Annotated in this window: 12 protein-coding genes; 6 read left to right on the forward strand and 6 right to left on the reverse strand. The window is 59.8% G+C overall.

Translation table 11 applies throughout. From position 1 onward, the window contains the following. Positions 1–171 precede the first annotated feature (171 nt). The 3 genes from pncA to sppA are packed head-to-tail and all read right to left on the reverse strand — an operon-like array spanning position 172 to position 3,755. A complete protein-coding gene (gene pncA, locus FHN83_RS20880; protein WP_039029030.1) occupies positions 172–813 on the reverse strand; it encodes a bifunctional nicotinamidase/pyrazinamidase in 642 nt (213 codons plus the stop codon). Positions 814–822: 9 nt separating this feature from the next. Next, complete coding sequence (gene ansA, locus FHN83_RS20885) at positions 823–1,839, reverse strand: asparaginase (RefSeq protein ID WP_039029031.1); 1,017 nt, start codon at positions 1,837–1,839, stop codon at positions 823–825. A 59-nt stretch (positions 1,840–1,898) separates the two neighbouring features. Continuing rightward, complete coding sequence (sppA, locus tag FHN83_RS20890) at positions 1,899–3,755, reverse strand: signal peptide peptidase SppA (RefSeq protein ID WP_139564805.1); 1,857 nt, start codon at positions 3,753–3,755, stop codon at positions 1,899–1,901. Between the two features lie 165 nt (positions 3,756–3,920). Here sppA and FHN83_RS20895 point away from each other — a divergent pair, with 165 nt between their 5' ends. The 3 genes from FHN83_RS20895 to FHN83_RS20905 all read left to right on the forward strand — a co-directional run bounded on the left by FHN83_RS20895 (position 3,921) and on the right by FHN83_RS20905 (position 7,542). After that, positions 3,921–4,472, forward strand: coding sequence for an NAD(P)H nitroreductase (locus tag FHN83_RS20895; RefSeq protein ID WP_139564806.1), 552 nt, complete (start codon positions 3,921–3,923; stop codon positions 4,470–4,472). Between the two features lie 117 nt (positions 4,473–4,589). Beyond that, a complete protein-coding gene (gene selD / locus FHN83_RS20900; protein WP_138368757.1) occupies positions 4,590–5,633 on the forward strand; it encodes a selenide, water dikinase SelD in 1,044 nt (347 codons plus the stop codon). 4 nt (positions 5,634–5,637) lie between these two features. After that, entirely contained in the window at positions 5,638–7,542 is a 1,905-nt protein-coding gene (locus FHN83_RS20905) for a DNA topoisomerase III (protein WP_139564807.1), read from the forward strand. A gap of 93 nt (positions 7,543–7,635) precedes the next feature. On the opposite strand, the gene gdhA is transcribed toward FHN83_RS20905, so the two are convergent. After that, positions 7,636–8,979 carry an NADP-specific glutamate dehydrogenase gene (gdhA, locus tag FHN83_RS20910; RefSeq protein WP_139564808.1) on the reverse strand — a complete coding sequence of 448 codons (1,344 nt, stop codon included), beginning with the start codon at positions 8,977–8,979 and terminating at the stop codon, positions 7,636–7,638. 235 nt (positions 8,980–9,214) lie between these two features. On the opposite strand from gdhA, the gene FHN83_RS20915 reads away from it, so the two are divergent. After that, positions 9,215–9,490 carry a YnjH family protein gene (locus tag FHN83_RS20915; protein ID WP_039029037.1) on the forward strand — a complete coding sequence of 92 codons (276 nt, stop codon included), beginning with the start codon at positions 9,215–9,217 and terminating at the stop codon, positions 9,488–9,490. Here the strand turns inward: FHN83_RS20915 and FHN83_RS20920 are convergent. Next, positions 9,441–9,866, reverse strand: a complete 426-nt coding sequence (locus FHN83_RS20920) for a pyrimidine (deoxy)nucleoside triphosphate diphosphatase (RefSeq protein ID WP_139564809.1) — start codon at positions 9,864–9,866, stop codon at positions 9,441–9,443. The genes FHN83_RS20915 and FHN83_RS20920 overlap by 50 nt on opposite strands. 67 nt (positions 9,867–9,933) lie before the next feature. Here FHN83_RS20920 and FHN83_RS20925 point away from each other — a divergent pair, with 67 nt between their 5' ends. Both FHN83_RS20925 and FHN83_RS20930 read left to right on the forward strand, forming a co-directional pair. Then, positions 9,934–10,506 carry a carboxymuconolactone decarboxylase family protein gene (locus tag FHN83_RS20925; protein WP_419146395.1) on the forward strand — a complete coding sequence of 191 codons (573 nt, stop codon included), beginning with the start codon at positions 9,934–9,936 and terminating at the stop codon, positions 10,504–10,506. Continuing rightward, a complete protein-coding gene (locus FHN83_RS20930; protein ID WP_139564810.1) occupies positions 10,499–11,122 on the forward strand; it encodes a CDP-alcohol phosphatidyltransferase family protein in 624 nt (207 codons plus the stop codon). The genes FHN83_RS20925 and FHN83_RS20930 overlap by 8 nt, the downstream gene beginning before the upstream one ends. Here FHN83_RS20930 and FHN83_RS20935 read toward each other — a convergent pair whose 3' ends face one another. Continuing rightward, positions 11,123–12,430, reverse strand: a complete 1,308-nt coding sequence (locus tag FHN83_RS20935; protein ID WP_139564811.1) for a sulfurtransferase — start codon at positions 12,428–12,430, stop codon at positions 11,123–11,125. Between the last annotated feature and the right edge of the window lie 79 nt (positions 12,431–12,509).

Below are 12,509 nucleotides of genomic sequence, written 5' to 3' on the forward strand. Positions count from 1 at the left end.
AAGAATAGCATTACCGCTGCGCTGAGAGTGGGAGGGAGTTCACTTTATGGGAGATCGTGCGGGTTGCCGGATTGCCCGGCGGCGCTGCGCTTGCACGGGCCTACGTGTCCGATGCCAGTTGTTGATTTTGTAGGCCGGGTAAGCGTCAGCGCCACCCGGCGAACAGGCGCGCTACGCCTGGGTTTCCTGCCAGTCCGCCAGCGTATACAGCGTGGCGCCTTCCGCCGCCATGTCCATAAAGGCCTGGGCGCTGTCCTGACGCTGAATGTTCACCCCGCGACAGCCGTCGGTGATCACATTCACCCGGTAGCCCAGCTGCAACGCGTCCAGCACGGTAAACTTCACGCAGTAATCCGTCGCCAGCCCCATCACAATCAGCTCCACAATCTCGTGATGACGCAGCCACTGATCCAGCCCGGTTTTCTGTCGGTGCCCGTTATCAAAAAAGGCGCTGTAGCTGTCGATGTTCGGGTTTTCTCCCTTCTGAAACACCGCGTCAATGGCTTTGCTGTTGAGCAGGGGATGCAGCTCTGCGCCTTCGCTGTGCTGCACGCAGTGATCGGGCCAGAAGGTTTGCGGCAGGCCGTCCAGCTCGCCCTGGGTAAAGGGCTCAACGTTATGCTGGCTGGCAAAGCTGCCGTGATCCGCCGGATGCCAGTCCTGGCTGGCAACCACCGCTTCGCCGCGTGCTTTACACCACCCGATCAGCGCGTTGGCAACATCTACCGTGCTGTCGCCTTCGGCTACCGCCAGCGCGCCGCCGGCGCAAAAATCATTTTGTAAATCGACCAGTAACAGGGCTCGTTGCTTCATAGGGGCTCCTTATTCGTCTGGCGTCAGTTCGCCACGCAGGTTTTGCATCATCGCGGTGCGGATCGCCTGCACATCCAGATCCTGACTGAGTAAGTAGTGAAGTTTAGTCAGCGTCGCCTCGACCGTCATATCGAACCCGCTGATCACCCCCGCATGGGCCAGGGCGTTACCGGTGGCATAGCCGCCCATATTCACCTTGCCGGACATGCACTGGGTCAGGTTCACCACCACAATTCCACGGCTGCTCGCCTCCTGCAGCTCTTTCAGGAACTCACCGTTCTGCGGCGCATTGCCCACGCCGTAGGAGCGCAGGATCAGCGCCTTCACCGGCTGGCGCAGGAAGTTACGCACCACCTCGGCGGAGATGCCCGGATAGATTGTCACCACGCCGATGGGCTGCGGGGTAATCGGATGCACCACCAGCTCGCCGGAGGTATGCGGCGCTGGCGGCGTGCCGAGGCGGCGGATATGGATCCCCGCTTCCAGCAGCGGCGTAAGGTTCGGCGAGGCAAAGGCGTCAAAACCGTCGGCATGGGCTTTGGTGGTGCGGTTCCCGCGATAGAGCCGGTTGTTGAAGAACAGGCTCACTTCGTTAATCGGGAAGTTGGCCGCCACGTACAGGGAGTTGAGCAGGTTGATCTGCCCGTCGGAGCGCAGCTCCGCCAGCGGGATCTGCGACCCGGTGACGATCACCGGCTTGCTGAGGTTTTCCAGCATGAACGACAGCGCCGAGGCGGTAAACGCCATGGTGTCGGTGCCGTGCAGGATCACGAAGCCATCGTAGTCGTCGTAGTGCGCCTTGATGTCGTCAGCGATATGTTGCCAGTCTTCCGGGGTCATGTCGGAAGAGTCCATCAGCGGATCGTATTCGTGGATGGTGAAGTCCGGCATCTCCGGGCGATGGAATTCGGGCATTAACGCCAGCTGGCGTTGCAGGTGGCCGGATACCGGAATGTAGCCATTTTCCGAGCGCTGCATACCGATGGTACCGCCGGTATAGGCCACATAAATTGATTTCTTTTGCATGATGTTATGTTCGTTTGCTTCAAAGAAAAATCCCCTCTTCGCAGAAGAGGGGATGAGGATTATCGTACGTTAGCGCAGGTGAGGCAGAACGCGTAGCGGTTTTGCGGATCGTTAAAGGCGGCCAGCTTGTCGCCCTCCGCTTTGACCGCTTTCGCCGCCGTGGCGACCGGGGCAGGCAGGTAAGCTTGCATCGCGTCCGGCAGCATGGCTTTTACCGAGCCGGAGAAGCTGTCCATCACCAGATCCATAAAGGTCGGCTCATCCTGATAGAAATCGATGTGCCACTGCTTCAGTTTCGCCAGCTCAGCGGCCTTCGCCACGGCATCGTCGAAGTCGCCCAGGTTATCCACCAGACCGTTGTTCTTCGCATCCTGGCCGGTCCAGACGTGACCCTGCGCAATCTGGTCGATCTGCTCCGGGGTTCGCTTACGGGAGTCGGCCACCAGGGTGATAAAACGCTTATAGCCGTTCTCAATGCTGAGCTGCATCATCTGCGACACTTCCGGCGGCAGCGCCTTGGTTACGGAGATGTCGGCCAGCGGTGAGGTGGCGACGCCGTCGGTGTGCACGCCCAGATAGTCAAGGCTGTTTTCGACGGTGTTAATCACCCCGAAGATGCCAATCGAGCCGGTGAGGGTGCTCGGGTTCGCCACGATGTAGTTCGCCGGGGTGGAGATCCAGTAGCCACCGGATGCCGCCATACCGCCCATCGAAACCACCACCGGCTTACCGGCGGCGCGCGCGGCTGCCAGTTCAGCACGGATCACTTCTGATGCGCTGACGCTGCCGCCCGGGCTGTTGACCCGCAGGACGATGGCTTTCACTTTCGGATCGAGACGCGCGTCGCGGATCTGTGCGGCGGTGGTATCACCCCCGACGTTACCCGGCGTCTCTTCGCCATCCATAATCGCCCCGTTAGCAAAGACCACGGCGATGCTGTCCCCGGTATCGGCCGGTTTTTTCGCCTGATAATCGTAGAAGCTGATGGCGCTGAAGTTCTTCTCCTCTTTGCTCCAGCCGAACTGTTTGGTCAGGGATTTTTCAACCTCGGCGCTGGAGCCCAGAGCATCCACCAGTTTGTTGTCCAGAGCATATTTCGCGGTATCGCCATCCACCTTACGCAGCCCGTCCAGCACGCCCTGCGCGCCCGGGAACACCTGCTCAGCGGTGATCTGACGGTTCGCGGCAACGGTGCTCAGGTAGTTCTGCCACAGCTCGCCAATCCAGCGGCTGTCCGCTTCACGGGCGGCAGGGGACATATCGTCGCGGATAAACGGCTCAACGGCGGATTTATAGGTCCCGACGCGGAAGACGTGGGTGGTGACCTTCAGCTTATCGAGCAGCGATTTGTAATAGAGGCCATTGGTGGCAAAGCCGTGCAGATCCACGCTGCCCTGCGGCGAAAGCCACACTTTGTTGGCAAAGCTCGCCAGATAGTACTGCCCCTGGCTGTAGTTATCGCCCACCGCAATCACCGGTTTGCCGCTGTCGCGGAACTCGCGCAGCGCTTTACCGATGTACTGCATTGAAGGCTGATCCGCCCCGGCAAAGTTTTTCAGATCCAGCACGATGCCGGTAATGTTGCGATCGTCCTTCGCCTGACGAATGGCGTCGACGATATCGAACAGCGAGTTCTCCTGCAGACGGTCGCTGGTAGCGCCAAACAGCTGGCGGCCCAGTACGCCAAGTCGATTGCTGGTGGACGGTTTATCCACTACCACGCCGGTAATATCCAGCAGCAGCGCGCCGCGCCCGGCGTTCTGGCTCTGGCTGGTGGCGCTGAGGTGCATCCAGACACCGACGCAAACCATCACAATAAGGATGAAAAAGAGGTTCATCACCAGGTTGCGGACGAAATTAAGCAGTCGCCACGTCCATTTAAAAAAACCGGCAAGCAGTCGCCAGAGGGTTCGCATGTATTCTCCCTGTCCAGATAATTACCTGTCCGTCCACGCTGGACGGTGTTGTCGGGCTATCGTAATGACCCGACCGTCACTTGTCAGCAGGAATCGCCTGCTACGCTGTAACAAAATCTGCCGTCGTGTTAATTTTGAGTAAATTTCAAGACAGGAGTTAACCCAATGGATGCACTCGAACTGCTTGTTAACCGTCGTAGCGCCTCGCGCCTGGCGGAGCCTGCTCCGGCTGGCGAACAGCTGGACAACATTCTTCGCGCCGGGATGCGCGCCCCTGATCACGGCACCTTACAGCCGTGGCACTTCTTTATCATCGAGGGTGACGGACGCGATCGCTTCAGCACCCTGCTGGAAAAAGGCGCCATCGCTGCCAGCCAGGATGAGAAGGCGATTGAGAAAGCCCGCAACGCACCGTTCCGCGCCCCGATGATCATCGCCGTGGTCGCCAAATGCCAGCCGCAGCACAAAGTGCCGGTGTGGGAGCAGGAGATGTCTGCCGGTTGCGCGGTGATGGCGATGCAGATGGCGGCGGTTGCACAAGGCTACAACGGTATCTGGCGCAGCGGCGCGTTAACCGACAGCCCGGTGGTGCGTGAAGGCCTCGACTGCGGCGCAGACGATAAAATCGTCGGTTTCCTCTATCTGGGCACCCCGCAGCTCAAAGCCTCGACCACCGTTTCCGTGCCTGACACCGCGCCTTTCGTCACCCGATTCTGAACATCCTCATAAAAACTGTCTGGATCCTGAGCAAGCGCAGCAGAATTCAGACAGTCATACTTATCACTTAATGGAATGAGCGCTAACATAGTGCAATTGTAATGAAAGGAGATTGTCATGAGCGAGCAAGCCATTCGTTTAACGCAATACAGCCATGGAGCCGGTTGCGGTTGTAAAATTTCACCTAAAGTGCTGGAGACCATCCTGCACAGCGAGCAGGCGAAGTTTGTCGACCCGAACCTGCTTGTGGGCAATGAAACCCGCGACGATGCCGCCGTCTACGATCTGGGCAACGGCACCAGCATCATCAGCACCACCGATTTCTTCATGCCCATCGTCGACAACCCGTACGACTTCGGGCGCATCGCGGCCACCAACGCCATCAGCGATATTTTTGCCATGGGCGGCAAGCCGATCATGGCGATTGCGATCCTCGGTTGGCCGATTAATACCCTGGCCCCGGAGATCGCCCGGGAGGTGATCGAGGGTGGGCGTTTTGCCTGCCAGCAGGCGGGGATCGCCCTGGCGGGTGGCCACTCCATTGATGCCCCGGAGCCGATTTTCGGCCTGGCGGTCACGGGCGTGGTACCCACGGAACGCGTCAAACGCAACAGCACCGCTGAAGCGGGCTGCAAGCTGTTCCTCACCAAGCCGCTGGGGATTGGCGTGCTCACCACCGCCGAGAAAAAATCACTGCTGCTGCCGGAGCACAAAGGGCTGGCGACGGAAGTGATGTGTCAGATGAACCTGGCCGGTGCCGCCTTTGCCAATATCGACGGCGTGAAGGCGATGACCGACGTGACGGGCTTCGGGCTGCTGGGCCACCTCAGCGAAGTGTGTCAGGGCGCGGGCGTGCAGGCGCAGCTCTGGTATCAGGACATACCTAAACTGCCGGGCGTCGAAGCCTACATTACCCAGGGCGCTGTCCCGGGCGGAACACAGCGTAACTTCGCCAGCTACGGTCATCTGATGGGCGAGATGCCTGCCGAGTGGCGCGATCTGCTGTGCGATCCGCAGACCTCCGGCGGCCTGCTGCTGGCCGTAACCCCAGACGCCGAAGACGACGTCCGCGCGACAGCCGCCGAGTACGGTATCACCCTCACCGCCATTGGCGAGCTGGTGACCGCCCGCGGCGGCCGTCCGATGATTGAGATCCGTTAATTCAATGCGGTTATTTATTGCCGAAAAACCGAGCCTCGCCAGGGCGATTGCGGATGTTTTACCCAAACCGCATCGCAAGGGCGATGGCTATATTGAGTGCGGAAACGGGCAGGTGGTCACCTGGTGTATTGGCCACCTGCTGGAGCAGGCCCAGCCGGACGCCTACGACAGCCGCTACGCGCGCTGGAATCTGAACGATCTCCCCATCGTGCCGGAAAAGTGGCAGCTGCAGCCGCGCCCGTCGGTGACCAAACAGCTGAACGTGATTAAGCGGCTGCTGAATGAGGCGACGGAAGTGATCCACGCCGGTGACCCGGACCGTGAAGGTCAGCTGCTGGTGGACGAAGTGCTGGATTACCTGAGTCTGGCCCCGGAAAAACGCCAGCAGGTGCAGCGCTGTCTGATTAACGATCTCAACCCGCAGGCGGTCGAGCGGGCCATTTCGCGTCTGCGATCCAACAGCGAGTTTGTCCCGCTGTGCGTCTCGGCGCTCGCCCGTGCCCGCGCCGACTGGCTGTACGGCATCAACATGACCCGCGCCTACACCATTCTCGGGCGTAACGCCGGGTATCAGGGTGTGCTCTCGGTGGGCCGGGTGCAGACCCCGGTGCTGGGGCTGGTAGTGCGTCGCGATGAGGAGATCGAGAACTTTGTCGCCAAAGACTTCTTCGAAGTGAAGGCCCACATCGTCACCCCGAAAGACGAACGCTTTACCGCCGTATGGCAGCCGAGCGAGGCCTGCGAACCCTATCAGGATGAAGAGGGGCGTCTGCTGCATCGTCCTCTGGCCGATCACGTGGTGACCCGCATCCAGGGTCAGCCCGCTGTGGTCACCAGCTATAACGATAAACGGGAATCAGAACCTGCGCCGCTGCCGTTCTCGCTTTCTGCTTTGCAGATTGAAGCGGCAAAACGCTACGGCCTGAGCGCGCAAAACGTGCTCGATATCTGCCAGAAGCTGTATGAGACGCACAAGCTGATTACCTATCCGCGTTCCGACAGCCGCTACCTGCCGGAAGAGCATTTCGCCGGGCGTCACGCGGTACTGAACGCCATTGCCGCGCACGCTCCCGATTTGGTGCCGCAGCCGGTGGTCAACCCGGACACCCGCAACCGCTGCTGGGACGATAAAAAGGTGGATGCTCACCACGCCATCATTCCGACGGCGCGCAGCAGTTCCGTCAACCTGACGGATAACGAAGCGAAGGTCTATAACCTCGTGGCCCGCCAGTATCTGATGCAGTTCTGCCCGGATGCGGTGTTCCGCAAGTGCGTTATTGAGCTGGAGATCGCCAAAGGCAAGTTTATCGCTAAAGCCCGATTCCTCGCGGAAGCCGGGTGGCGCACGCTACTGGGCAATAAAGAGCGGGACGAGGAGAACGACGGTACGCCGCTGCCGGTGGTGGCGAAAAACGACGAGCTGCTGTGCGAGAAAGGCGAAGTGGTGGAGCGACAAACCCAGCCACCGCGCCACTTCACCGACGCCACAATCCTTTCTGCCATGACCGGGATCGCCCGCTTTGTGCAGGATAAAGATCTGAAGAAGATCCTGCGCGCGACCGACGGGCTGGGAACGGAAGCGACCCGCGCTGGGATCATCGAGCTGCTGTTCAAACGCGGTTTTCTGCACAAGAAAGGGCGCTATATCCACTCGACGGATGCGGGCCGGGCGCTGATCCACTCTCTGCCGGAGATGGCCGCCAGACCGGACATGACCGCGCACTGGGAGTCGGTGCTGACGCAGATCAGCGAGAAGCAGTGTCGCTATCAGGACTTTATGCAGCCGCTGGTGGGGACGTTATTTGATTTGATCAACCAGGCGCGGAACACCTCGGTGAGAGATTTTCGCGGCATGGTGGCGCCGGGCGGCGACAAGAAGAAAAAGTTTAAGAAGAAGAGTGCGGCCTGAGGAATTGCCGGGTGGCGGCTACGCCTTACCCGGCCTACAAAAGCACGAACCGTAGGCCGGGTAAGCGCAGCGCCACCCGGCACAGCCACAGAATCAGATCACACCCTGACCCAACATCGCATCCGCCACTTTCACAAACCCGGCAATGTTCGCGCCGCGAACGTAGTTGGTCTGCTTCTCCTCGCCGCCGTACTCGACGCAGGCGTGGTGAATATCCAGCATAATGTGATGCAGACGCGCATCCACTTTCTCCGCTTTCCAGCCCATACGCGCGGCGTTTTGCGCCATCTCCAGACCTGAGGTTGCCACACCGCCGGCGTTCGCCGCTTTACCCGGTGCGAACAGCACGCCAGCCTGCAGGAACAGGTCGGTGGCTTCGATGGTGGTTGGCATGTTGGCCCCTTCGGCCACCGCTTTCACGCCGTTGGCGATCAGCTGGTGCGCGGCATCCACGTCCAGTTCGTTCTGGGTGGCGCACGGCAGGGCGATATCCACCGGTACGGCCCACGGCTGTTTGCCTTCCAGATAGACCAGCCCGAACTCACGGGCATAATCGGCCACGCGGCCGTCGCGGCTGGCTTTGATCTCGCACAGGCGCGCCAGTTTTTCGGTAGTGAAGCCCGCTTCGTCAACCACGGTACCGCTGGAGTCAGAGGCGGTGATCACCCGTGCGCCCAGCTCCATCGCTTTCTCGATTGCGTACTGGGCCACGTTGCCGGAGCCGGAAACCGCAACCCGCATCCCGTCAAAGCTCATCCCGTGACGCTTCAGCATCGCTTCCGTGAAGTAGACCAGACCGTAGCCGGTGGCTTCCGGGCGGATCAGGCTGCCGCCGAAGGAGAGGCCTTTCCCGGTAAAGACGCAGGCGCTGTTGTTGGAGAGTTTTTTCATCATCCCGGCCATAAAGCCCACCTCGCGACCGCCAACGCCGATATCCCCGGCCGGTACGTCGGTATCCGCGCCCAGGTGACGATAGAGTTCAGTCATCAGCGCCTGGCAGAAACGCATCACTTCGCCTTCGCTTTTGCCTTTCGGATCGAAATCGCTGCCGCCTTTACCGCCGCCCATAGGCAGGGTGGTCAGGGCATTTTTAAAGGTCTGTTCAAAGCCGAGGAACTTCAGGATCGACAGGTTCACCGACGGGTGGAAACGCATCCCGCCCTTGAACGGGCCAATCGCGGAGCTGAACTGCACGCGCCAGGCACGGTTGACCTGCACCTGATTGCGGTCATCGATCCATACCACGCGGAACTGGATCACGCGTTCAGGTTCAACCAGGCGCTCAAGCAGGGACATCTGACGATAGCGGGGGTTTTGTTCCAGGAATGGCCAGAGGGTGGTCATTACTTCACGTACGGCCTGAGCAAATTCGCTCTGGTGCGGGTCACGCTGTTGAACACGATTCAAAAAGGATTCAAGGGAGCAAGCCTGGTCCATAACTATAAGTTCCTCTTATATTAAAGATTGTTCTATTTGTTACAAATATATACATGTTGTTGTGTTTTTCGACTATACCACCCGATGGCCTTTTGAATGCAAGCGAAATTTCGCCGTCCAGATAAATTCATTAAACGCGCCAGGTCATAACAAAAAACGATGACCGGCGGGATTAAAGCTTCGGCCACTTTTTACCGTTATAGTGATTATCAGGACACAACAGGAAGAGACGTCTATGAAGCGTATTGTGATGGCTGTTTTGCTTGGGGTTTTCTCGGCCGGCAGTCAGGCCGACCAGCGGTTTGGCACCGGCGTGGATGTGAATATCCCGCCGGAGATCTTCAGCTCCAGCGGTCAGCGTCCGCCGCCTTGCAACCAGTGCTGCATTTTTCAGGATCAGAACTATTCAGAAGGGGCGGTAGTAAAAGCCGAAGGGGTGCTGTTGCAGTGCCAGCGCGATCCTAATGCCCTGAGCACGAATCCGCTGGTGTGGCGTCGCGTAAGAGAATAAACGCTTCAAGCAAAGGGATATCCGCCGGGGCGAGATCGTAATCCAGCGCCTCGCGCGGTGAACACCACACCAGCTGGCTGTGGTAGTGCGTTTGGGGTGCGCCGGTAAATTCCGGTACGTGCCAGGCGTGCAGATTGATGAGTCGCTGCGACACTTCCCGCTGATGGCTGGCGACGTAGCGGGCAGGGCGGGCTTCAATACCCAGCTCCTCGCGCAACTCACGCACCAGCGCGTCGGGCTGCGTCTCCCCGGTTTCCACTTTACCCCCGGCAAACTCCCACAGACCCGGCTGATCCGCATGCTCAGGGCGTTGCGCCAGTAAAATTTTGCCATCCCGTTCGAGAATAGCGCAGACAACATCGAGTGTTTTTAGCATGATCGTCAATAATGGTTGAGAGAAAAAGAGTTAGGATCTGCGCACTTAACACGCCAGGGAGCATCCTGTGAAAGAGATACCGCCAGTCTGGGTTAAACCCATCGAATCCATCCCCGCCATTCTAACGCCAGTCGCCTCGATGCAGAAAAAACATTATGGCGCGGTGCTTAATCCCCTGCGTTGGTGGGGACGCATGCCCCGGCTCTTCTGGCTGGTGGCGCTGTTTGTCGGCTTTCTGGAGCGTAAAAAATCGCCGCTCGAGCCGGTACTGCGATCGCTGCTGATGACCCGTATCTCGCAGATCTGCCACTGCGCCTTTTGCATCGACGCCAACGCGTTGCGCCTGGCAGAACGCAGCGGCGGGCTGGATAAGGTGCAGGCGGTGGCGACATGGCGCGACAGCAGCCTGTTCAACGATAAAGAGCGCGCCGCGCTGGCCTATGCGGAGGCGGTGACCGCCACGCCGCCGAGGGTTGATGAGACCACCAAAGCGGCGCTGCGCCGTCACTTTGATGAGGAGGCGATCACCGAGATGACGGCCCTGATCGCTTTCCAGAATTTATCGGCCCGCTTTAACGCGGCGCTGGAGATCCCCTCGCAGGGATTATGTGCAGTGGCAGGAGAGAAACGCGATGCTTGACCGTCACCTTCACCCGCGCATCAAGCCGCTGCTTAACCGGCTGGTAACCACCCTTGATAAACCGGGCATCACCCCGGACGGCATTACGTTGATTGGCTTTGCCATCGGGGTGCTGGCGCTGCCGTTTCTGGCGCAGGGCTGGTATCTGGCAGCGCTGGTGGTCATTGTGCTGAACCGTCTGCTTGACGGGCTGGACGGGGCGCTGGCCCGGCGGCGCGGGCTGACCGATGCCGGCGGTTTTCTCGATATCTCTCTCGACTTCCTGTTCTACGCCCTGGTGCCCTTTGGTTTTGCCCTCGCCGATCCTGTCCATAACGCGCTGCCCGCCGCCTGGCTGCTGTTTGCCTTTATCGGCACCGGGAGCAGTTTTCTGGCGTTTGCGGCGCTGGCCGCGAAGCATGAGATTGATAATCCGGGCTATGCCCATAAGTCGTTTTACTATCTGGGGGGCCTGACGGAGGGGACGGAAACGCTACTGCTGTTTCTGCTTTTTTGCCTGTTCCCGGCGTATTTCGGCTGGCTGGCGTGGGTGTTTGGCGCGTTGTGCTGGCTCACCACCGCAACGCGCATCTGGAGCGGGTATCTGACGCTGAAAAACGTTCAGCGCCAGCCGTGATCACAGCGTACTGTCTGGCCCGCGTTCACCGGTTACCACCGGGTTCTGCGGGTTGCTGCTCCACTCATACCAGCCCCCGTCATAGACGCCGACGTTTTTCCAGCCCATCGCCCGGGCGTACATAAAGGTTTCGGACGCCCGCCAGCCGGTGCCACAGTAAAACGCCACCTGCTGATCCGGCAGAATATGCCACTGCTTCCACATCCCCGCGATATCGTCCGCGCTGCGCATGGTGCCGTCCGGGTTCTTGAAATCTTCCATATGGGTGGCATCGTTCCCCGCATGGCCCCAGCGAGCGCCCTGAATCTCACCTTTTGGCTTGATGTAGCTGTAGCCGCTGGTGACGCCGGTAAACTCCGGCCACGAGCGGATGCTCACCAGCGAGGCGTCCTTACGATGCAGCAGGCCGCGAGCCTGTTCGGTATTCAGCATCAGCTGCGGCTGCCCGGGAACTGGCGCGCCAAAATCGGCGGCGGGGGTCACTTTGCCCGGCGTGCCGCGCTCAACCGGCAGGCCGGCTTCGTCCCACGCTTTCCAGCCGCCATCCAGCAGGCGGACATCTTTCACCCCGGCATACAGCATGATTTGCGCCACGCGTGCGGCGGCATAGACGTCGCGGCCGTAAAGGATCACCGTGGTGTCATGGCGAATGCCGTGTTTCGCCAGCATGGCTTTGAGCGCGTCATCGGAGACCTTGTTCCACAGTGGCTCGCTCTCCACCTCGTTGGTGTCGATATAGTCCGCACCGGGAATGTGGCTCAGCAGATAAAATTTCGGCGCGCCCCAGGCTGCCTCAATCACTTTCCACTCCCCGGCAGGGGCGGCGGTCACGGGTTTACCCTGCTGAAGTTGACTGAGCCATTGGGGATAAACCAGCTGTTCGAAGTGGGCGAGGCGCTGCAGGCGGGCCGGGGTGTGCAGGGCGTCACCGAGCAAAGCGATGTGGCTGAAGCCCGCCTCGCTCAGCCGCGCATTCACGGCCTGGTTATCGCTGTCGCTGCCGTATAACGCGATGGGGGTTGCTTGAGTTAACTGATGCTGCGAAGCCCAGGCTTTCAGCTGCGCCTCGTTCATCGCGCCAAGCCAGCTGGCAGAAAGATTTAGAGCCGAAGGTTCATGCCCGGACGTCCCGTTCAGTGCCTGGGGCCAGCCGTTGTAAAAGGCGCTGACGCGGGTATCAATCACCGCGCCTTTTTGCTGCTGAAGCTCAGCCAGGGTGAGGGAGTGCGTCATATCAGCGGCGAAAGAAGAGAAAGCGGCGAGACCTAAAGCGGCGGTCAGCGCGGTCAGTTGAGAAACACGTTTCATCGAAATGCCCGTCGTGAGAGAAAAGAGCCGTGATTGTGGCAACCCTCCCGACTAAAAACGTTGCGTTTGCGCAGGTTGC

Source organism: Leclercia adecarboxylata (assembly GCF_006171285.1).
In the GTDB taxonomy this organism is placed as follows: domain Bacteria; phylum Pseudomonadota; class Gammaproteobacteria; order Enterobacterales; family Enterobacteriaceae; genus Enterobacter; species Enterobacter barmai.